This window comes from Xanthomonas sp. fls2-241-TYG-148 (genome assembly GCF_030208815.1).
Classification (GTDB): Bacteria; Pseudomonadota; Gammaproteobacteria; order Xanthomonadales; family Xanthomonadaceae; genus Xanthomonas; species Xanthomonas campestris.
Window position 1 is genome coordinate 521,101 of the sequence record NZ_JARVTE010000003.1, and the last position, 19,989, is coordinate 541,089.

At 67.2% G+C, this 19,989-nt stretch carries 19 protein-coding genes; 6 read left to right on the forward strand and 13 right to left on the reverse strand.

The window, feature by feature from the left end; genetic code table 11:
* Window positions 1–82: 82 nt before the first annotated feature.
* Genes trpA through trpB form a run of 3 tightly spaced genes read right to left on the reverse strand, consistent with a single transcriptional unit; the run spans window position 83 to window position 2,630 of the window.
* Window positions 83–901 carry a tryptophan synthase subunit alpha gene (gene trpA / locus QRM60_RS07535; RefSeq protein WP_285445882.1) on the reverse strand — a complete coding sequence of 273 codons (819 nt, stop codon included), beginning with the start codon at window positions 899–901 and terminating at the stop codon, window positions 83–85.
* Window positions 898–1,416, reverse strand: coding sequence for a hypothetical protein (locus QRM60_RS07540; protein WP_186829758.1), 519 nt, complete (start codon window positions 1,414–1,416; stop codon window positions 898–900). The genes trpA and QRM60_RS07540 overlap by 4 nt, the downstream gene beginning before the upstream one ends.
* Window positions 1,413–2,630 carry a tryptophan synthase subunit beta gene (gene trpB / locus QRM60_RS07545; RefSeq protein ID WP_011037673.1) on the reverse strand — a complete coding sequence of 406 codons (1,218 nt, stop codon included), beginning with the start codon at window positions 2,628–2,630 and terminating at the stop codon, window positions 1,413–1,415. Before trpB ends, QRM60_RS07540 begins: the two co-directional genes overlap by 4 nt.
* 111 nt (window positions 2,631–2,741) lie before the next feature.
* On the opposite strand from trpB, the gene QRM60_RS07550 reads away from it, so the two are divergent.
* Window positions 2,742–3,638: a LysR family transcriptional regulator gene (locus QRM60_RS07550; protein WP_285445883.1), complete on the forward strand. Its 897-nt coding sequence runs from the start codon at window positions 2,742–2,744 to the stop codon at window positions 3,636–3,638.
* A 254-nt stretch (window positions 3,639–3,892) separates the two neighbouring features.
* Here QRM60_RS07550 and QRM60_RS07555 read toward each other — a convergent pair whose 3' ends face one another.
* From QRM60_RS07555 to prmB, 9 genes are all read right to left on the reverse strand, one after another.
* Window positions 3,893–4,561: a phosphoribosylanthranilate isomerase gene (locus QRM60_RS07555; protein WP_011037675.1), complete on the reverse strand. Its 669-nt coding sequence runs from the start codon at window positions 4,559–4,561 to the stop codon at window positions 3,893–3,895.
* On the reverse strand, window positions 4,558–5,331 hold the full coding sequence (truA, locus tag QRM60_RS07560; RefSeq protein ID WP_011037676.1) for a tRNA pseudouridine(38-40) synthase TruA: 774 nt from the start codon (window positions 5,329–5,331) through the stop codon (window positions 4,558–4,560). Before truA ends, QRM60_RS07555 begins: the two co-directional genes overlap by 4 nt.
* A gap of 39 nt (window positions 5,332–5,370) precedes the next feature.
* Entirely contained in the window at window positions 5,371–5,751 is a 381-nt protein-coding gene (locus QRM60_RS07565) for a VOC family protein (RefSeq protein ID WP_076054659.1), read from the reverse strand.
* The gene (locus QRM60_RS07570) at window positions 5,748–7,721 is read right to left on the reverse strand and encodes a FimV/HubP family polar landmark protein (RefSeq protein ID WP_285445884.1); all 1,974 of its coding nucleotides are present in this window, start codon (window positions 7,719–7,721) and stop codon (window positions 5,748–5,750) included. Before QRM60_RS07570 ends, QRM60_RS07565 begins: the two co-directional genes overlap by 4 nt.
* Window positions 7,722–8,203: 482 nt before the next feature.
* Window positions 8,204–9,229, reverse strand: coding sequence for an aspartate-semialdehyde dehydrogenase (locus tag QRM60_RS07575; RefSeq protein ID WP_011037679.1), 1,026 nt, complete (start codon window positions 9,227–9,229; stop codon window positions 8,204–8,206).
* A gap of 84 nt (window positions 9,230–9,313) precedes the next feature.
* Window positions 9,314–10,372, reverse strand: coding sequence for a D-glycerate dehydrogenase (locus QRM60_RS07580; RefSeq protein WP_285445885.1), 1,059 nt, complete (start codon window positions 10,370–10,372; stop codon window positions 9,314–9,316).
* Window positions 10,365–11,468 carry a chorismate synthase gene (gene aroC / locus QRM60_RS07585; protein WP_285445886.1) on the reverse strand — a complete coding sequence of 368 codons (1,104 nt, stop codon included), beginning with the start codon at window positions 11,466–11,468 and terminating at the stop codon, window positions 10,365–10,367. The genes QRM60_RS07580 and aroC overlap by 8 nt, the downstream gene beginning before the upstream one ends.
* Window positions 11,458–11,946 carry a hypothetical protein gene (locus QRM60_RS07590; RefSeq protein ID WP_285445887.1) on the reverse strand — a complete coding sequence of 163 codons (489 nt, stop codon included), beginning with the start codon at window positions 11,944–11,946 and terminating at the stop codon, window positions 11,458–11,460. Before QRM60_RS07590 ends, aroC begins: the two co-directional genes overlap by 11 nt.
* Complete coding sequence (gene prmB, locus QRM60_RS07595) at window positions 11,936–12,862, reverse strand: 50S ribosomal protein L3 N(5)-glutamine methyltransferase (protein ID WP_115000955.1); 927 nt, start codon at window positions 12,860–12,862, stop codon at window positions 11,936–11,938. Before prmB ends, QRM60_RS07590 begins: the two co-directional genes overlap by 11 nt.
* 80 nt (window positions 12,863–12,942) lie before the next feature.
* Here prmB and QRM60_RS07600 point away from each other — a divergent pair, with 80 nt between their 5' ends.
* The 3 genes from QRM60_RS07600 (at window position 12,943) to QRM60_RS07610 (ending at window position 15,735) form a co-directional block, all read left to right on the forward strand.
* On the forward strand, window positions 12,943–13,593 hold the full coding sequence (locus tag QRM60_RS07600; protein WP_011037684.1) for an SCO family protein: 651 nt from the start codon (window positions 12,943–12,945) through the stop codon (window positions 13,591–13,593).
* A complete protein-coding gene (gene asd / locus QRM60_RS07605; protein WP_057672031.1) occupies window positions 13,590–14,438 on the forward strand; it encodes an archaetidylserine decarboxylase in 849 nt (282 codons plus the stop codon). The genes QRM60_RS07600 and asd overlap by 4 nt, the downstream gene beginning before the upstream one ends.
* A 307-nt stretch (window positions 14,439–14,745) precedes the next feature.
* A complete protein-coding gene (locus QRM60_RS07610; RefSeq protein ID WP_285445888.1) occupies window positions 14,746–15,735 on the forward strand; it encodes a hypothetical protein in 990 nt (329 codons plus the stop codon).
* Between the two features lie 90 nt (window positions 15,736–15,825).
* On the opposite strand, the gene QRM60_RS07615 is transcribed toward QRM60_RS07610, so the two are convergent.
* Window positions 15,826–17,406: a transglycosylase SLT domain-containing protein gene (locus QRM60_RS07615; RefSeq protein ID WP_042598379.1), complete on the reverse strand. Its 1,581-nt coding sequence runs from the start codon at window positions 17,404–17,406 to the stop codon at window positions 15,826–15,828.
* 235 nt (window positions 17,407–17,641) lie between these two features.
* On the opposite strand from QRM60_RS07615, the gene QRM60_RS07620 reads away from it, so the two are divergent.
* Both QRM60_RS07620 and QRM60_RS07625 read left to right on the forward strand, forming a co-directional pair.
* A complete protein-coding gene (locus QRM60_RS07620; protein WP_285445889.1) occupies window positions 17,642–19,147 on the forward strand; it encodes a helicase HerA-like domain-containing protein in 1,506 nt (501 codons plus the stop codon).
* 121 nt (window positions 19,148–19,268) lie between these two features.
* Complete coding sequence (locus tag QRM60_RS07625; RefSeq protein WP_285445890.1) at window positions 19,269–19,790, forward strand: hypothetical protein; 522 nt, start codon at window positions 19,269–19,271, stop codon at window positions 19,788–19,790.
* Window positions 19,791–19,989 lie beyond the last annotated feature (199 nt).

The window sequence follows — 19,989 nt, forward strand, 5'->3', positions numbered from 1 at the left end:
ATCATGCGGGAACGTATTGCCGGCATGATCGCCGCCGTTGGGCACCTACATATTCCACCGGCAGGCGCCCGGCAGCGGCGCCTTAGCCGGCGTCCAGCGCCTGCCGCAGCGGCTGCAGGAAGTCTTCGGCCCGTTCACGCGCACTGCGTACGTCCGATGCGTCGGCCAGGGCCGCCACCAGCGCACTGCCGACGACCACGCCATCCGCATCCACCGCCATCGCGGCAGCACTGGCGGCGTCCTTGATGCCGAAGCCGGCCACCACCGGTGCGCCGGCACGGGCGCGCAGCTGGCGCAGGCGGTCGCTGGCGGCGTGCGTGTCCAGCCGGTCGGCCGCGCCAGTCACGCCAGAGAAGCTGACGTAATACAAATAGCCCTGCGCAGTGCTGCACAGCATGTCCAGCCGAGCCTCGCCAGTGGTGGGCGACGCCAAGGCGATCAGCGCCAGACCAACCTCGCTGAAAATGGCGCGGGTGTCGTCGGCCTCCTCGGGCGGCAGGTCGACCAGCAGCACGCCATCGATGCCGGCGGCCACCGCGGTTTCGGCAAAGCGCCTGGTGCCGTGGATTTCGATCGGGTTGAGGTAGCCCATCAGCACCACCGGGGTGGTAGCGTCCTCGCGCCGGAATTCCTGCACGGCTTCGATCACATAGGCCAGTCCGGCACCGCGGCCCAGCGCACGCTCAGAGCTGCGCTGGATGGTGGGGCCATCGGCCATCGGGTCGGAGAACGGCACGCCGAGCTCGATGATGTTCGCCCCGGCGCGCACCAGCGCATGCATCACCGGCACGGTGGCTTCCAGCGACGGGTCGCCGGCGGTGATGAAGGGAATCAGCGCCTTGCGGCCGGAGTGGCGCAGCGCGTCGAAGCACGCAGCGATACGGTCGGGTGCGCGGCTCATGCGCATCCCTCCACCAGTTGCACGGCGTCCCAGCTTCCCCAGTACATCGATGTCACGCTGCCTTCTCCAGTTTCGTAGCGAACGGCGAGCCCACGCGCGGGGTCATGCCATGTCAGATAAAGATCCTTGCCGTCGTCACCGCCATAGTGATGCGGCTCGACGCTGTAGCCCGCGGGCAGGCGTGCACGCACACTGGCCTCGCTGTCGCCGATGCGAATGCCGAAGGGGCCCACGACCCCGGCATCGGTGACGTCGAAGCGGACAACGCGCCCGTCCTCGACCATCATTGCCACGCCCGTGGGCAGCAGCCCTGCTTCCACGTAGTCGCACTGTCCGATCGGGCCGGCATTCATCGGCTTCCAGGCGGCGCGCGGCGCCAGCTCGGCGAAGCGCTGGCCAACCCGCACCGCGCCGCTACGATCCAGCGCGGGCGCCGATGCTGCGGCGGCTGCGAGTGCAGACAGGCACAGCAGCGCCATGCCACCGCCGAGGTTGCGCGCGTGCGCTGCGATCACAGCACCATGCCTTCGCGTGCGGCGATGGTGTGCACGTCCTTGTCGCCACGGCCGGACAGGTTGCACAGCACCAGCGCGTCCTTGGGCATTTCGCGCGCAAGCTTGATCGACTGCGCGACCGCATGACTGGATTCCAGCGCGGCCAGGATGCCTTCGGTATGCGCCAGCAAGTGGAACGCGGCCAGCGCTTCGTCGTCGGTGATGCCCTGGTACACGGCACGGCCGCTGTCGGAGAGGAAGGCATGCTCCGGTCCCACGCCGGGGTAGTCCAGGCCCGCCGAGACAGAATGGGTCTCGATGATCTGGCCATCGTCATCGCAGATCACATACGTGCGATTGCCGTGCAGCACGCCGGGGCGACCGGCGGCGATCGATGCCGCGTGGCGGCCGCTGGCAATGCCATCACCCGCCGCTTCGGCGCCGTAGATCTTGACGCCGGGGTCGTTCAAGAACGCGTGGAACAGGCCGATGGCGTTGCTGCCGCCGCCCACGCAGGCGCTGATCGCATCCGGCAGGCGGCCGTAGTCTTCCAGCATCTGCGCACGCGCTTCGCGGCCGACGATGGCGTTGAAATCGCGCACCATGCGCGGATACGGATCCGGGCCGGCGACGGTGCCAATGATGTAGAAGGTGTCCTGCACGTTGCTGACCCAGTCGCGCATCGCTTCATTCAGCGCGTCCTTGAGCGTGGCCGAGCCCGAGGTGACCGGGATGACCTTCGCACCGAGCAACTGCATGCGGTAGACGTTGATCTTCTGCCGCTCGATATCGGTGGCGCCCATGTAGACCACGCATTCCAGGCCTAGCCGCGCCGCGACGGTGGCACTGGCCACGCCATGCTGGCCGGCGCCGGTCTCGGCGATGATGCGGGTCTTGCCCATGCGGCTGGCCAGCAGCGCCTGGCCGATGGTGTTGTTGATCTTGTGCGCGCCGGTGTGGTTCAGGTCTTCGCGCTTGAGCAGGATCTGCGCCCCGCCCACTTCGCGGCTCAGCCGCTCGGCGTGGTAGATCGGGCTGGGGCGGCCGACGTAATGCTTGAGATCCTTGTCGTACTCGGCAATGAAGGCCGGATCCTGGCGCGCCAGATCGTAGGCGGCAGACAGTTCCTGCAGGGGCGCGATCAAGGTTTCCGCGACGAAACGGCCGCCAAACTTGCCGAAATGGCCGGCGGCATCCGGATACGCATGAAAGTCACTGATGGGCTGGGCCGACATGGGAGCTATTCCTCCGCAACACTGCGGAAATACGGGAAAGGCGCACTCTAACGCAGGCGGCGCGACGGATAAATCGATAAGATCGCCGTAACCTGTGACCTGTACTCACATATGCCTGCTTCCCTGCCCCCGCTTGCCGCCTTGCGTGCCTTTGAGGCCGCGGCGCGCCTGCAAAGTGTCAGCCGCGCTGCCGACGCCCTGCACGTGACCCACGGTGCCATCAGCCGGCATGTGCGTTCTCTGGAACAGCTGTTGGGCACCGCCCTGTTCACCCGACAGGGCCGCGGGCTGGTGCTGACCGCCGCCGGCACGCGCCTGCGCGATGCCACCAGCGAGGGCTTTGCGTTGATCGCCGACACCTGGGCGGACCTGGCCAGCCCGCGCAACGAGGCGCCGTTGGTGCTGGGCTGCTCCGGCAGCCTGCTGGCGCGCTGGGTGATTCCTCGGCTGGGCCGGCTGCAGCGCGATCTGCCCGATCTGCGCGTGCATCTGTCGGCGAACGAGCAACCGCCCGGGCCGGACCTAGACGGCCTGGACGCTGCGCTACTGCTCGACACCCCGCCCTGGCCGGGCGACTGGCAGGTGCACGAGCTGGGCGTGGAGTGGATCGGGCCGGTGCTCAGCCCGCAAAGCCCGCTGGCGACCCAGCTGGCCGGGCAGCCGCCGGACGCACTGCTGGCGCACCCGCTGCTGCATACGCGTTCACGCCCGCAAGCCTGGCCGGACTGGGCGCAGGCGCATGGCATCCCGGCCGACAGCTTGCGCTTCGGCACTGAGTTCGAGCACCTGATGTATCTGCTGGAAGCCGCTGCGGCCGGACTGGGCGTGGCGATCGCGCCGCAATCGCTGGTCGCCGCTGACTTAGCGGCCGGGCGGCTGGTGGCGCCGTGGGGCTTTACCCCGACCCGAGGCCGCTGGGGCCTGTGCGCGGCGCGGCGCAACCCCGATCCGCGGATCGCACAGCTTGCCGGCTGGTTGCGTGGCGAGCTTGCGGCGGATCAGCCCTAATCACGGGCGAGGCGCTACATCGAGCAGCGGCATCTTCGCGCTACCACGCACGAAAAAGGCCCCGGGAACCGGAGCCTGGAGAGTTCTCAGCTGCCCGAAGCGTCTGATGACGCTCCGGGTTTATTGCGCGACGCGCCTGTGCAGGTCACCTCGCCAACGCCTGCATCTGATCTGGCGAACGTCGGCATCAGCGCGGCACCACCATCATCGGGGCTCATACCGCAGCACACTGCAGCGCGCTTAAGACACCACCGTTACGACATCTCGTGACAGTCAGCGCGGCGCACTTCTTCGACGAACTTGCGCATCTTGTGGCCGTCCTTGATGCCCGGCGCAAGCTCCACGCCGCTGGACACGTCCACGCCCCACGGCAGGGTCGCCACGATCGCGTCGAAGACGTTGTCGGCGGTGATGCCGCCAGCCAGCAGGAACGGGCGATGCAGGCCGGTGGGCAGGCGCGACCAGTCGAAGGTCTTGCCGGTCCCGCCGCCCTCGCCCGGCGCATGGCTGTCAAACAGAAAGCCGGCCGTATTGGGATAGGCCAACTGCAGCGTCCGCGCGTTGGCGTCTTCGCCGTTCACGCCGGAAGCGCCCATCGGCACCGCCTTGAGATACGGCAGATTGAAGCTGCGGCAGAAGGCGTCGTCTTCTTCGCCATGGAACTGCAGCAAGGTGGGACGCACGGTACGCACCACTTCGCGGACTTCTTCCTTGGAGTTGTTGCGGAACAACGCCACCACATCGACCATCGGCGCGGTGGCCTGGCGCATGGCGCGCGCTTCGGCCGGGGCCACGCGGCGCGGGCTGCCATGGGCGAAGATGAAACCCACCGCGTCCACACCCAGCTCGCCGGCGAGCCGGATGTCGCCGGCGCGGGTCATGCCACAGAACTTGATGCGGGTGCGGTACAGCGATCGATTCATTGGGTCACCTCGGCGGGCAGATGCCACTCTGCGGGATACAGCGGCCCGATGAACACCAGGCCTTGCGGCGGTGCCGTCGGGCCGGCCACAGTGCGGTCGCGTCCGGCGAGCAATGTCGCGATCCAGTCGATCGGCTGTTCACCGGTCCCGACCAAAATCAGCGAGCCAACAATATTCCGCACCATGTGATGAAGGAATGCATTGGCCTGCACCTGCACCTCCACCACCTCGCCCAGCCGCTGCACGGTGATGGCCTGCAGATTGCGCCGCGCATGCAGGGCCTGGCATTGCACGCTGCGAAATGCGCCGAAGTCGTTCTCGCCCAGCAATGCCTGCGCGGCGGTGTGCATGGCCTGCGCATCCAGCGGCCGGCGCTCCCAGCTCAGGGTCTGCCGGTACAGCGCCGGGCGGATCTGCCGGTTGAGCAGGCGATAGCGATAACGCCGCGCCCGCGCGGAAAACCGCGCATGGAAGTCCTCGGCTGCCGGCACGCACCAGCGCACCGCCACCGAGGGCGGCAGCCGCGCGGTGGTGCCCAGCATCCAGCCGCGCGGTTCGCGGCGGGCATCGCTGTCGAAATGCACCACCTGGCATTCGCCATGCACGCCGGCATCGGTGCGGCCGGCACAGACCACCTGGATCGGCGCATCGGCCACCGACGACAATGCCGCCTGCAGGGTTGCCTGCACACTTGGCCCGCCGTGCTCGCCCAGTTGCTGCCAGCCCTGGAACTCGCTGCCGTCATATTCCACGCCCAGCGCGTAACGCATCAGTGTCTGCCTCTTGGTGTACCGGTCATGCGCAGCCGACTAGACGGTGCGCTCGGACCACACGGCCAGCGTGGTGCCGCCGGGCTCGCGAAAATGAAACCGGCTGCCACCGGGGAAGCCGAAGACCGGCTTGACGATCTGCCCGCCGGCGGCGGCCACCTGCTCCAGCACCGGGGCCAGGTCATCGGCATACAGCACTACCAATGGGCCGGTGTCGGCGGGCGGCGCCGCCGCTGCGCGATAGAAGCCGCCATCCAGCCGGCCATCGTTGAAGGCCAGATAGTCCGGACCATAGGCCTGGAACTGCCAGCCGAACACCTGCGCAAAGAACGCGCGGCTGGCCTCCAGGTCGGCGGAGGCGAACTCGATGTAATCAATGCGGCGCTCGCGTGCGCCAAGCGTGTCCATGGCCGGGCTCATGCCAGACGGTCGAGCAGGTCGGCCGCTTCGGCACGGGTGGCCGCATCGCCGGTGGCGGCGACTTCCAGCAACAGTCCGCGTGCGGTGTCCTTGTCGCCCAGGTCCATGTAAGCCACCGCCAGCTCGAGACGATCACGGCCGGCCGAGGCGAATTCACGCGGCGCAGCAGCACTGAACGTCTCGGCATGCGGCGCATCGGCGACCGGCACCGGCGGGGCGGGGTCGAAGTCCAGGCTGTCCTGCTGCGCGGCTGGTGAAGGCGGTGCGTGTGCGGCAGTCATTGGCGCTGGTGCGGGTTCGCGTGCCGGCTCCGCTGCCGGGGCAGGCCTGGCGTCGGCCAGATCGTTTGACGGCGCGGCAGGCGTCGCGCGCAAGGCGCGCCAATCGTCACTGGACACCACCGGGGCAGTTGCGTGCGGCACCGGCTCGGCCAGCTGCGGTTCGCGCCGCAGCACGTCCGACAGCGGCGGCTGCGCGCCACCGGCGCGTTCGTCTTCGTGCAGATCAATTTGCTCGAACTCGGTCTCCTGCACCACGTCTCGCTCGCTGGGCGCGGTGGCGGCGGCATCCGCATCCGGCTCGGCGGCAGCAGCTGCAGCGCCAGGCGGAATGAAATCGAAATTGCGGCGCGGCAACGGCGGCAGCGGCGATGGCTTGCGGCGGCGTGCGGCCAGCCAGGCCACCACTGCGGCCACGATCAACACCAGCCCGCCGATCAACCACAGCGGGAATCCGCTGCCCTGCGCGGATGCCGCCGAGGTTTCGGCCAGGCGCCGCTGGGCGGCGGCCAGGTCGGTGTCCTTCATGGCGATCAACGCCTGTTGCTGCTGCTTGAGCTTTTCCAGGTCGGCCACGCGGGTGCGCAGCTCCTGCAGCTCGGCATCGCGGGTGGCGATGTCTTCCTTGGCCTGTTGCAACTGTTCGTTGGCCGCCATCTCGCCCTCGCCTTCGCCACTGGTGCCGGACGTGGTGCCGGCCTTGTTGGTATCCGTCGCCACTGCGGGGGCGATCTCTAGCCGTGCGCCACCAGCGGCGCCTGCAGCGGCGGCTGCCGCCGGCGCAGGGCTGGCGGCCGGTGTGGTGCCCGCCTCGGCCGGTTGCGGCATGGGCGCACGCGCCTGCCGCCACTGCGTGGCCTGTTCGCGCACCAGCGCCGCGGCCTCGGCGGCGCCCACTTCGGCCAGCGCGTCCTGCTGCGGCGTGCGCAACACCGCGCCCTGCTTGAGCCGGTTGATGTTGCCGTTGATGAAGGCATCGGGATTGGTGCGCAACAACGCCAGCATGGTCTGGTCCAGCGAATGCCCGCTGGAACGCGCCACCCCGGCAGCGATCTCCGACAAGGTCTGGCCCGGGCGCACGGCCGGCAGCTGGTCGCCCGCTGTGCTGGCCGATGGCGCCGGCGCAGCGGCAGCAGGCCGTGTGGCCGGCCTTTCCACTGCATTGTCCTGGCGACTTGGTCGCGCGCCGGAAGCGGCGGCCGGTTCGCGCGCAATGGTGTTGCTGGCACCGGCTTGTGGCGCCTCGATGCCCGGCTCGGCAATCGCCGCTGCGGTATTGGGCGCATCGACCAGCGCCGAATACTCGCGCACCAGGCGGCCCTGGCCCCACTCCACTTCGATCAGGAAGTTGATGGCCGGCTGATCGACCGCCTGCGTGCTGGTCACGCGAATCACCGCGCGGCCGCGGGCGTCCTGCGCAAACTGGAACTGCAGGTTGCTGACCAGGCCTTGCGGCCGCTCCAGGCCGACCCGCGCAAAGATGGTTGGCGATGCCAGCGCCACACGCGCGTTGTCCAGTTCGCCAGGCTCGTTGGAGATGACCGGGATCTCGGCCACCAACGGCTGCCCGGGCTTGGACAGCACCCGGATATCGCCCAACCCCAACGCCATGGCCGCACCACTGCATAACGCCAGCAGCAGCGCGCCCACCCCTTGTATCGGGCGCATCGCGCCCCGGCCCCTATGTTTCATGCGCATCAATATAGCCGCTGAATGAGCGAAAGAGTCGGCTTCATCATGCAGAGTGCGTGCACTGGCGTAATGCCGCAACGCGCCATGCGTGCAGGCGCGCCTGTGTGGCCATGAACACGCTGGCAGGAGCAGATGCAAATTTGCACGCGGGTGGCAACGGCGGTGCGTTGCAAGCCAGCTGCGCTGGCGCGTTGTCCAAGCATAGTTACGACCAAGGCGTTGGTCGACGTCACGTGGCACGAAACAAGCGTAGGAGCGCACTTGTGCGCGATGGGGCATTACCGGGCAAACCCATCGCGCGCAAGCGCGCTCCTACGCCGCTGAGCGCTCAGGCCTTGCTGCGCACGGCGCGGTGGCAGACGTCACGGCGAGGCTCGCGTCCGGCATCCCCACGAATGAACGTAGGAGCGCACTTGTGCGCGATGGGGCGTTACTGGGAAGCCTCATCGCGCGCGAGCGCACTCCTACGCTGCTGCGCAGGCTCAGCCTTCCTGTGCGACCAATTCGGCCAGCTGCACGGCATTGAGTGCGGCGCCCTTGCGGATATTGTCGGAGACGATCCACAGATTCAGGCCGCGCGGGTGCGAGAGATCCTCGCGGATGCGGCCAACGAATACCGCGTCCTGGCCGGAGGCATGCGTCACCGGGGTCGGGTAGCCGCCGGCCTTGTGCTCGTCCACCACTTCCACGCCCGGCGAGGCTGCCAGCAATGCGCGGGCTTCGGCCACGGTGATCTTTTCGCGGGTCTCGATGGCCACCGCTTCCGAATGCCCGTAGAACACCGGCACGCGCACCGCGGTGGGATTCACCTGGATGTTTTCGTCACCGAGGATCTTGCGGGTCTCCCAGACCAGCTTCATCTCTTCCTTGGTGTAGCCGTTGTCCTGGAAATCGTCGATGTGCGGAATCAGGTTGAAAGCGATCTGCACCGGGAAGCGCTGCGGGTCGATCTGCTGGAAGCTCAGCAATTCGCTAGTCTGCTTGCCCAGTTCCTCCATCGCCGAACGGCCGCCGCCGGACACCGACTGATAGGTCGCCACGTTGATGCGCTCGATGCCGTACTTGCGGTGGATCGGGCCCAGCGCCACCAGCATCTGCATGGTCGAGCAATTGGGGTTGGCAATGATCCCGCGCGGGCGCTGCTTCAGCGCTTCGGGGTTGACCTCGGACACCACCAGCGGCACATCGTCGTCGTAGCGGAACGCCGAGGAATTATCGATCACCACCGCACCGGCCGCAGCGAACTTGGGGCCATATTCCTTGGAGACACTGCCGCCTGCGGAAAACAGCGCGATGTCCACGCCGGTGGGGTCGAAGTCAGCCAGGTCCAGCACATCGACCTTGCCGCCGTTGAACTCGACCTGCCCGCCCGCCGAGCGCGCCGATGCCAGTGCGTACAAGGTGGCGACCGGGAACTGACGTTCGGCCAGGATGCTCAACATGGTTTCGCCGACAGCGCCGGTGGCGCCCACGACGGCGACGTTGAAACGACGGGTTTCGTTGCTCATGAGAATGTCTTTATCGAAAGGGGAAAGAAAGGGAGCACTGCGGGCTGGGTTCGGGGAACCTCCAAAGCTGGCCGCGGAGGTTCCCTATCGTTTGGTCGTAGCGATTTTGGTTGCGCCCACGATCGCGCCACCGCGTTTGGCAGCCGCCACCGCATCGGCGTTGAGTGCGCTCGGCGGATGCCCGGCGTTGGCGCCCACGCCCAGCGCGGCGATCAGGTTGTCCACCGCCAGCTGCACCATGGCGCGGCGCGTGGCCAGGCTGGCACTGCCGATATGTGGGGTGAGCACCACGTTGTGCAGCGCCAGCAGCTCCGGGCGCACCCGCGGCTCGCCCTCGTAGACATCGAGACCGGCACCGGCCAGGCGGCCATTGGCCAACGCATCGGCCAGCGCGATCTCATCAACGATCCCGCCGCGCGCGATGTTCACCAGCGTGGCGGTGGGCCGCATCTTCGCCAGCGCGGCGGCATCGATGATGTGGTGCGAGGCCTGGGTGTAGGGCAGCACCAGTACCAGGTGATCGGCCTGCGCCAGCAAGGTATCGAGGTCGACATACTGCGCACCCACCGCCTGTTCGGTCTCGGCCGGCAGCTGGCTGCGGTTGTGGTACAGCACGCGCATGCCGAAGCCATGCGCGCCGCGCCGGGCGATGCCCTGCCCGATCCGGCCCATGCCCAGAATGCCCAGCGTGCTGCCATGGATATCGGCGCCGAGCATGGTCTTGAACGACCACTGCCCCCACTGCCCGTCACGCAGCCAGCGTTCGGCCTCAGTGACGCGGCGTGCGGTGGCCATCAGCAGGGCAAACCCCAGGTCGGCGGTGGTTTCGCTCAACACATCCGGCGTGTTGCTGGCCAGGATGCCCGCCGCGCTCAGCGCATCGATGTCGAGATTGTTGTAGCCCACCCCGACATTGGCGATGGCGCGCAGCTGCGGTGCTGCGGCGATTTCCGCTGCGCCGATGCGCTCGTTGAGCGTGACCAGCGCGCCATCCAGCGGGGCCAGCCGCGCGGCCAGGTCGGCCGACGAATACGCCGTGACCTGCGTGGTGGTGACCAGTTCGAAATGCGCGCCCAGCTGTTCGACCACATCGTCGAACAACGGCTGGCTGACCCAGACCTTGGGGCGCGCGGTCTCAGACATCGGCCTGACCGGGAATCAGCGGCGCCACCTCGCCCACGTCGCCGCATTGGGCGCGGTGGCGCAAGGCCTGGTCCATCAACACCAGCGCCATCATGGCCTCGGCGATCGGCGTGGCACGGATGCCCACGCACGGGTCGTGGCGCCCGGTGGTGATGACATCCACCACGGCACCGTCGGCATCCACGGTGGCGCCGGGCAGCCGCAGGCTGGAGGTCGGCTTGAGCACCATCGAGGCGGTGACCGCCTGCCCGGTGGAAATACCGCCGAGAACGCCGCCAGCGTGATTGCTGAGGAAGCCTTCCGGGGTGATCAGATCGCGGTGTTCGGTGCCCTTCTGCGCGGCACTGGCGAAGCCATCGCCAATCTCCACGCCCTTGACCGCATTGATGCTCATCAGCGCGGCGGCCAGTTCGGAATCCAGCTTGCCGTAGATCGGCTCGCCCCAGCCCGGCGGCACGCCACCGGCCACCACGTCCACGCGCGCACCGACCGAGTCACCGGACTTGCGCAGCGCATCCATATAGATTTCCAGCTCCGGCACCTGCGCCGCATGCGGCCAGAAGAACGGGTTGTCCTCCACCGCATCCCAATCGAAACCGGTCGGGCGGATCTCGCCCAGCTGCGACAGGAAACCGCGCACCAGCACGCCGTAGCGCTGCTTGAGCCACTTCTTGGCGATCACGCCGGCGGCCACGCGCATGGTGGTTTCGCGTGCAGACGAGCGCCCGCCGCCGCGCGGGTCGCGGATGCCGTATTTCTGCCAATAGGTGTAGTCGGCATGCCCGGGGCGGAACTGCTGGGCGATGTTGGTGTAGTCCTTGCTGCGCTGATCGGTGTTGCGGATCAGCAGCCCGATCGGCGTGCCGGTGGTGCGGCCCTCGTAGACGCCGGACAGGATTTCGATCTCGTCGGCCTCGCGGCGCGCGGAGGTATGCCGGCTCTTGCCGGTGGCACGCCGCTGCAGGTCGTGGGTGAACTCTTCCGGCGCGATCTCCAGGCCGGGAGGGCAACCGTCGATGATGCAGCCGATCGCCGGCCCATGTGATTCGCCGAAAGTGGTGACCGTGAACAAGCGGCCAAAACTGTTACTGCCCATGACGGCATCCTTTCAACATCTCTGCAGGCTGCAGCGCGTGCAGCATGCGCGGCAGGTGACGTGCGGCGACCAGCATCGGCGCCACTGCCAGCACACCACTTGCCACGAGCAGGAACACGCCCAGCCGGGCATGGCCGCTGAGCAACCAGTTGGCCAGCAAATGCACCGCCACGCCCATCCCGACCAGCAGGCCAAACGCCACGATCCAGCTGCGGCGCCGATGCGTACGCAATGTGGCATCCGAGCTGGTGGTCACGACCCAGGCACAGACAAGCCCGAAAAATGCCATGGACCCCAAGGTGATTTCTGCAGCGGCACTGGCCCAACGCTGAAGTGCCGGGCCGCCGTACATCGGGTCGAACAACCGAAACACCACATCGAGCAGTCCGAACGGAATGCACATGCCGAGCACGGACACCGGCACCAGCAGCACGACATCGCTCAGATGTGGCCGGTGCGTGCGTGCCTCAGCGCGCACTGGCCAGCTCGGTGATGCGTGCGCTGTGTGCGATCAGCTCGCGGCATTCGACGGCGAAGATGCCCATCTGGCCGACCTTGAACTCGACCCAGGCGAAATCCACTTCCGGCAGCAGCTTGATCAGGTGCTGCTCGGACTCGCCCACTTCACAGATCAGCAGGCCGTCTTCGCTGAGGTGCTGCGGCGCATCGCGCAGGATCTTCAGCACCAGGTCCAGGCCATCGTCGCCCGCACGCAGGCCGAGTTCCGGCTCATAGGAATATTCCTGCGGCAGCGCGTCGGTTTCGTCGTTGGTGACATACGGCGGGTTGGTCACGATCAGGTCGTACTGCCGCCCGGCCAGGCCGGTGAACAGATCGGATTTGAGCAGGCTGACATTGTCGGCATGCAGGCGCGTCTTGTTCTCGGCGGCCAGCACCAGCGCGTCATCGCTGATGTCCACGCCGTCCACGTCCCAATGCGGGTTGTAGTGGCCCATCGCGATGGCGATGCAGCCGGAGCCGGTGCACAGGTCCAGCGCGCGGGTCACTTCGCGGCCGCCCAGCCAGGGCTCGAAGCCAGCTTCGATCAGCTCGGCGATCGGTGAACGCGGCACCAGTGCGCGCGCATCGCTCTTGAAACTCAGCCCGGCAAACCAGGCCTCGCCGGTGAGATATGCCGCCGGCACGCGCTCGTCGACGCGGCGCTGGAACAGTGCCAGCACGCGCTCTTTTTCTGCGCGCAGCAGGCGTGCCTGGCCGTAGGCCGGGCCCAGATCGTGCGGCAGGTGCAGGCTGTGCAGAACCAGCTGCGTGGCTTCGTCCAGCGCGTTGTCGTAGCTGTGGCCGAAGGTGAGACCGGCCTCGTTGAAACGGCTGGTGCCGTAGCGGATCAGGTCGATGATGGTGTGCAGTTCGTCGGCCGCGGCGGCAGTCATGGCAACAACTAAGAAGTGTTCGGCCCCCGATTATAGAGGTCGGATCGGTATCATGAGCGTCCGTTGCACTGGAAACCGCCATGTTCAATCGCAATACCGGCATCGTGCTGCTGGTGGCGCTGGCCGCCGGGCTAGGCCTGTTGCTGGGCCAGAAGTTCCTTGGCGGCACCCCGCGCTCGCCCTGGCCGCCCACCCAGACCATCACCTTCTACCCACAGCCGCGCCCGCTGCCGCAGTTCAGCCTGCGCCAGTCCGATGGCACCCAGCTGGTGCCCGGCGAATTGAACGGCCATTGGACGCTGGTGTTCCTGGGCTTCACCTTTTGCCCGGATGTCTGCCCCACCACACTGACCGATCTGGCGGTGGCCCAGCGGCAGTGGGAGAGCGTTCCCGAGAGCCTGCGCCCACGCGTGCTGTTCGTGTCGGTGGACCCGCAGCGCGACCCGCCCGCACGCCTGGGCGAATACGCGCACGCCTTCCACAAGGACACGCTGGCGGCCACGGCCGATGAGCCGTCGCTGGAGCGCTTCGCCACCGCGCTGGGGTTCGTGTTCCAGAAAGTGCCGGGCAAGAATTTCGCGCAGAACCCCAACGACTACAGCATGGATCACTCGGCCGGCATCGCCGTGCTCGATCCGCAGGGCCGGCTGGCTGGCCTGATCCGTCCCCCGCTCGACCCGAAGGCGATTGCCGCCGACCTCCAACAGCTGACCAAGGTAACCGCTCCGTGAGTCTTGTCACTTCCCTGACCTACGTGCTGCCGCATCGGCTGCTGTCCTCGCTGGCGCGCGCCCTGGCGTATTCCAAGACGCCGGCGACCAAGCAGTGGTTGATCGACACGGTCACGCGCAAGTTTGGCGTGGATCTGAGCGAAGCCCAGGAGCCGGATCCGCACGCCTACCCCACCTTCAATGCGTTTTTCACCCGCGCGCTGAAGCCCGGCGCGCGTGTGCCCGACGCCGACCCGCAGGCACTGTTGATGCCGGCGGACGGGCGCATCAGCCAACTCGGGCCGATCGAGAACGGGCGCATCTTTCAGGCCAAGGGCCAATCGTTCACGGCCGCGGAACTGCTCGGCGATGAGTCCGCCGCAGTGCCATTCCACAATGGCCTGTTCGCCACGGTGTATCTGTCGCCGAAGGACTATCACCGCGTGCACATGCCGTGGAGCGGCACCTTGCGCGAAACCGTGCACGTGCCTGGCCGGCTTTTCAGTGTTGGCCCCGATGCAGTGCGCAACGTGCCGCGGCTGTTCGCCCGCAACGAACGCCTGGTGTGCCATTTCGATACCGACTTCGGCCCGATGGCCTCGGTGATGGTGGGTGCGCTGCTGGTGTCCGGCGTGGAAACCGTCTGGAGCGGTGTGGAGATCCCGCGCTACGGTGACCGCATCACGCGCAAGGATTACCGCGGCAAGGGGATCACGCTGGAGCGCTTTGCGGAGATGGCGCGCTTCAATTATGGATCGACGGTCATCGTCTTGCTGCCGCCGGGCGTTGCCGCGCTTGAAGGCGGGCTGGCTGCGGAATCGTCGGTGCGGCTGGGACAGGCGCTGGCACGACGCCAGGTGGCCTGACGCGCAGCGGCGCGACAGGCGTTTAAACACTTCACTCGCGCGGCGCGGCCTACGGTCATCGTGCTGCTGTCGTCAGACATCGCCGCTCTCTGACACGCGCACGTGCCGCAGACTGCTACGCGACTGGGCCAGACGTAACGCGCCAGGCGTTTCAGCGCTTCGTTTGGCGACGCTGTTGCTCCAACGCGATGTCTTGGAACCTGGCCAAACGCGCACACGCCGCTCCACTGACAGACAATCGCGGCACCGCTACGCCAACGCAGTACGCTGCCATGGCGCACTGGACACTTCCCACCTAGGACCCTGCATGACCACACGGATGTTGCGATGGCCACTGGCCGTCGCCCTCGCCACGGTGCTGGCCGGTTGTGGCCAGCAGAGCGAGCAACAGCAGCTGGATGCGCTGCGTTCCGGCCTGCAATACCGGGGCTACCGGCAGTTCAGTGAGCATGGGTTGCCGGTCGCCTTTGCCGCCTACCAGCGCGGCGGTAGCCTGCTGGATACGCCGCCGGAACCACTCACTGCCGACGACATCTGCATGCTCCACGCGATGCTGTCCTACACCGCGCTGGCCGCCAACAAACTGTTGCCCGCGATCGCCGAAGCGGACCTGCTGGAGCGCGATTGCGGGTCGCAGGGCGCGCTGATCGCCACGGCACTGCGCTCGGTGGCGTTCGAACGCAAGCACTGGCCGCAGCTTGCGCAGCGCTCCAGCGACAGCCTGTGGAAACACGACGCCAATCCCGACGACACCCTCACCACCTTGCTCATGTTGCACGTGGTGATGGCCTACGCGGCCATCCAGGACAAGCGCTGGGACGCGGCGGTGCTGCATGCGGATGCGATCGGCCTGGCGGTGCGTGCACCCTGGCTGGGCGAGCTGGCGCGCGTGGGCCAGGATTTTGCCGAGCACCGGTTGCTGGACGGCCTGCGCCGGCTCAAACGCCTGAGCGAAAACCCGAATGTGCCGCCGGACGTGCGCGCCGAACTGCAGGCGTTGATCACCCGCATCGAAGCGGAGAGTGGCGACCTGGACTCGAGCTGGGTGATCGCCCGCATCCTCACCCGCTTCATGTGGCAGGCGATCGAACAGAACGCGGCGCCGGCCACCAGGGATCTGATGCATTTTGCCGAGCAGCAGACCAGCAAACTGGGGCCAGACGCGTTACGTCAGGGCTGGCGCGCACGCTGGACACGCTGGTGGGCGAAGGCACAGACCTTCTGGCAGGACGACGCGCCCGCGTCTGACAAGGATGCGGATGCGGCTCCAGCAGCGCCCGCACCCGCCACACAGTGACTGCGTCCCCGCCGGTATCCGCGGCAGCGCGCGGCCGACCGCGTGCTGGCCGATGCCTACGCCATCAGCCGCGTCAGCAAACCGCGGCTCTCAGCGATCGCAACCAGCCAGCTTGATCGATTGCCCCGGCTTGAGCGCGTACGACGGCGCCTTCAGGCCGTTGGCCTTGGCCAGCTCCTTGATCTCGCACTGGTATTTCTGCGCGACCCGGCCCAGGGTGTCGCCCTTGGCAACGGTGTAGCTGCGCACCTGCTTGGCCTTGGGCTTGGCGACCGCCGGCTGGCCGGTGGCCACCGTGGTCGGCACGCCGGCCATCGGGCTCACATCGCCCACCGCCACGCTGGGCACGTACTCCGGCGCGCTGGTGCGCACGATCGCGCTATTGAGGTCGGCGGTGATCAACGCGCGGGCCAGGTCGGCGCGCGGGCCGCTCACGCAATAACGCGTGTACAGGCTGGCGATGCGGTTGGTGGCGTTGATGGTGGTCCCGGCCGGGATCCAGCCATCGGGCTCGTAGCGCGGGTTGAGATTGCGCAGCGCGCGCATATAGCCGTCGCGCGTGCCCATGCTGCCCAGGCAGATGGTGAGTTCGTAAATGGTGGTCGACTTGGCCAACTTGATGGTGGCCGACTGTGCATTGAGCTTGGGAAAGTCCACACCGTACTGGCGTGGGTGCAGGAAGATCCAGGCCGCGGCGATCACCATCGGCACGTAGTCCTTGGTTTCAGCCGGGAACTGGTTGTAGACGTCCTGCTCCCAGAACCCGCGGCCACCGGACTGGGCGAAGACGCGTGCCGCGCGCCCTTCGCCACCGTTGTAGGCCGCAAGCGCCAGTTCGATGCTGCGGTTGAGCCCCACCATGCGCTCGTTGAGATACGCGGCGCTGGCCTCGGCGGCACTGCGCGCATCGAAGCGCGTATCGAAACCGGTACCGTCCGGGCCCAGCCCGAAGCGGCGCCCGGTGGCCGGCATGAACTGCATCAGCCCTGCGGCGCCCGCACGCGAACTGGCGTGCACCTTGCCGTTGGATTCCTTGGCCATGATGCCGAACAGCAGCGCCTCCGGCAGCGCGCGTTTCTGCCATTCCGGCCACATCACCGCACGCAGGTTGGCGTAGTTCTCATAGCTGGTCAGCAGCGATGGACGCATGTCGGTCAGCCAGCGACGGATGCCGGCCTGCACCGCCGGGTTGTACTGCACCATCTTGTCGAAGTCGTGCTGCTGGTCGTTGAGCAGACTGGCCGTGCGGGCCGCAGCGGGGACGTCGGTCGCCAGCGGGCCGATGTGGTCCGGGTCGGCCTGCAGCAGGGTGTCGTCGTCTTCCGGCTCGTCGGACGCCGGCGCTTCCGCATCCGCGCGCGCCTTGAGCAAGCGCTTGTAGGTCGACAGCTGATTGGCCACCAGGCAGCCACGCTGCTTGATGCAGGCATCGATGACGTCTTCCATGTCCTCCAGTGCGGCGTCGCCTTCGGCGGTGCCCTTGGGGTCGGAGTTGTTCACCAGCACCAGGGCGTCGCGGTAGCGCTTCTCGGCGGCGGCCATGCGCGCATCCAGCGCGGCGACCTTTTCGGTATCGCGCTTGGACAAGGCATGGGCGGTAGGAGCGAGGGACAACAACGCCAGCACGGCCAACACAGGCCATGGGCGCAAACCAAAATGAGCGAGCGGCATCGTCGGCAGTACAGCGGAAAGGCAGGCAGGGTAGCCGCCGGGGTCACACCGGGGCAAGGCGGCCGGCCCGGCAGGGTCAGTGCACCGTTAGGTTGGCTACCGCTTCAACCGCAAGCCGGCAGCCCGCCACCCGCACCGGGCCTACCGCTGGCAAACGCCATTGGCGAATGGGCGAGTACCCCATGCCGGCCAGGTTTGACGGATAGAATCCGGCCTTTCCTACCGGATCTGCGCAATGGCCTCGTTCCTGCTCGGCAAAGGCATTACCGACGGTATTCCGGTGGTTCTGGAGGGCCGCTTCGGCAACCGGCACGGCCTGGTGGCCGGGGCTACCGGCACCGGCAAGACCGTCACCTTGATGACCCTGGCCGAAGGTTTCTCGCGTCTGGGCGTGCCGGTGTTCCTGGCCGATGTCAAAGGCGACGTGGGCGGCCTGGCGGTGGCCGGCGATGGCGCACCCGGCGTGCTGCAGCGCGCAACGGAGATCGGCATCGGCGATTACGCGCCCGCCGCCAACCCGGTGGTGTTCTGGGACCTGTACGGGCAGTTGGGCCACCCGGTGCGCACGACCGTGAGCGAAATGGGCCCCACCCTGCTGGCGCGCATTCTGGAGCTCAATGACACCCAGTCCGGCGTGCTGGACATCGTGTTCAAGCTGGCCGACGACCGCGGCCTGCTGTTGCTGGACCTGGACGACCTGCGCGCGCTGCTGGCGTTGGTGGTGAAAGAACGCAAGGAGCTCTCGACCAGCTATGGCCTGGTGTCGGCGCAGTCGGTGGCGGCGATCCAGCGCGCCTTGCTGCGGCTGTCGCAGGATGGCGGCGAACAGTTCTTCGGCGAGCCCGCGCTGGAATTTGCCGACCTGATGCGGGTGGCACCGGATGGCCGCGGGGTGATCGGCATCCTGGCCGCCAACCAGCTGGTGCTTAAGCCGCGGCTGTATTCCACCTTCCTGCTCTGGCTGCTGTCGGAACTGTTCGAGCGCCTGCCGGAAGTGGGCGACCTGGAGCAGCCCAAGCTGGTGTTCGTGTTCGACGAGGCGCACTTGCTGTTCGACGATGCGCCGCCTGCGCTGGTGCAGCGCATCGAACAGGTGGTGCGCCTGATCCGCTCCAAGGGCGTGGGCGTGTATTTCTGCTCGCAGTTCCCCGACGATATCCCCGACAACATCCTCGGCCAGCTCGGCAACCGCGTGCAGCATGCATTGCGTGCATACACGCCGCGCGACCAGAAGGCGGTCAAGACCGCCGCGCAGACGTTTGTCGCCAACCCGAAGCTCGACGTGGCCACCGCCATTTCCAGCCTGGGCACCGGCGAGGCACTGGTGTCTCCACTGCAAGGCAAGGGCGTGCCGGCACCGGTGCAGCAGACCCTGATTGCGCCGCCGCGCTGCCGCATGGGCGCCCTTGCCGACAACGAGCGGGCGCAGGTGCGTGCCGCCAGCCCGGTGGGCACGCGCTACGACGCGGCGATCAATCGCGAATCGGCGGCCGAATTGCTGGCGCGGCGGGTCGAACAGGTGGCCGAGCAGACCAACGCCCCACCGGCGCGCACGCGCGAAGACGACGACGCGCAGGACAGCGGCTTCGGCCAGGCGATCAAGGACGCGGTATTCGGCACCAAGCGCCGCCAGGGCATGCTCGAAGCCATGGCCAAGCAGACCTCGCGCACGGTGGGTAACAAGATCGGGCAACAGATCGTGCGCGGTATTTTCGGCAGTATTTTTGGTGGGAAGCGCTGAGTGCAGCAACGCAACCGACGCACCCAGTAGGAGCGCGCTCGCGCGCGATGAGGCCTTAACCGCAGCGCACCGCGCGCAAGCGCACGCGCCACACCGCATTCGCACGACAAGGAGCCACAAGATGCATGGATCTGCAGCGTCTATCGCGACGTTTCTCCTGCTTTCCAGCACGGGCGCGGCGTTCTCTGCGCCACAAACACAGCAAGCAGATCCACACGCTGCGTGGCCACCGAGCAGGCAACACCTGCTTGCGGGGCACTATGTTGGCAAGCTGCATCCAGACACTGCGCCGTGCCAGGCCGTTCGCGCGGAACTCTGGCTTGAAGCGGCACAGGGAGACAAAAGCAGTCGTCGCTACACGCTCAAGACCACGTGCATCGCTCCCGAAAGCCAACGCAGCAATGTCGTTGTCACCGAACGCGGTCCCTGGTGGCTCGACATCGTCGGCAGCGAGTGTCTGATGCTCTCCCGCGACGATGCGTCCGATCTTTCGCTCAATCCAAATCTGTACGGCTTTCGGATCAACACAGAACCTACCGCGAGCGACCAGAAACCCAGCTACTCCTTGGCCCAGGATGGGCACAACTGCCACAGCGGCGACTGGCCGGAACATCGCGACAAGGTTTTGAAACGCGTCCGCTAACACGGACCCGGCTTTAAAAGCTCAGCACGCGATGCCGGCTTAGATCGGAAAAACGTAGCAAGCAACCGCCCGGTGAGTGCGGGCGGCACGGAGAGCCCTAAGGGCACCGGCGGGCATAAACATTGCGGGAACGGCCCTGCCTGGCGGCCACACAGTCGTTTTGCTAGCGGCACTTAATGACGCGCCTGAGGCAGGCCGC

Coding starts and splice junctions, on each gene's coding strand:
- trpA (WP_285445882.1), bottom strand. CDS start 901: ATGAGCCGCGCACCCGACCGTATCGCTGCGTGCTTCGACGCGCTGCGC.
- trpB (WP_011037673.1), bottom strand. CDS start 2,630: ATGTCGGCCCAGCCCATCAGTGACTTTCATGCGTATCCGGATGCCGCC.
- QRM60_RS07550 (WP_285445883.1), top strand. CDS start 2,742: ATGCCTGCTTCCCTGCCCCCGCTTGCCGCCTTGCGTGCCTTTGAGGCC.
- QRM60_RS07555 (WP_011037675.1), bottom strand. CDS start 4,561: ATGAATCGATCGCTGTACCGCACCCGCATCAAGTTCTGTGGCATGACC.
- truA (WP_011037676.1), bottom strand. CDS start 5,331: ATGCGTTACGCGCTGGGCGTGGAATATGACGGCAGCGAGTTCCAGGGC.
- QRM60_RS07565 (WP_076054659.1), bottom strand. CDS start 5,751: ATGAGCCCGGCCATGGACACGCTTGGCGCACGCGAGCGCCGCATTGAT.
- QRM60_RS07570 (WP_285445884.1), bottom strand. CDS start 7,721: ATGAAACATAGGGGCCGGGGCGCGATGCGCCCGATACAAGGGGTGGGC.
- QRM60_RS07575 (WP_011037679.1), bottom strand. CDS start 9,229: ATGAGCAACGAAACCCGTCGTTTCAACGTCGCCGTCGTGGGCGCCACC.
- QRM60_RS07580 (WP_285445885.1), bottom strand. CDS start 10,372: ATGTCTGAGACCGCGCGCCCCAAGGTCTGGGTCAGCCAGCCGTTGTTC.
- aroC (WP_285445886.1), bottom strand. CDS start 11,468: ATGGGCAGTAACAGTTTTGGCCGCTTGTTCACGGTCACCACTTTCGGC.
- prmB (WP_115000955.1), bottom strand. CDS start 12,862: ATGACTGCCGCCGCGGCCGACGAACTGCACACCATCATCGACCTGATC.
- QRM60_RS07600 (WP_011037684.1), top strand. CDS start 12,943: ATGTTCAATCGCAATACCGGCATCGTGCTGCTGGTGGCGCTGGCCGCC.
- QRM60_RS07610 (WP_285445888.1), top strand. CDS start 14,746: ATGACCACACGGATGTTGCGATGGCCACTGGCCGTCGCCCTCGCCACG.
- QRM60_RS07615 (WP_042598379.1), bottom strand. CDS start 17,406: ATGCCGCTCGCTCATTTTGGTTTGCGCCCATGGCCTGTGTTGGCCGTG.
- QRM60_RS07620 (WP_285445889.1), top strand. CDS start 17,642: ATGGCCTCGTTCCTGCTCGGCAAAGGCATTACCGACGGTATTCCGGTG.
- QRM60_RS07625 (WP_285445890.1), top strand. CDS start 19,269: ATGCATGGATCTGCAGCGTCTATCGCGACGTTTCTCCTGCTTTCCAGC.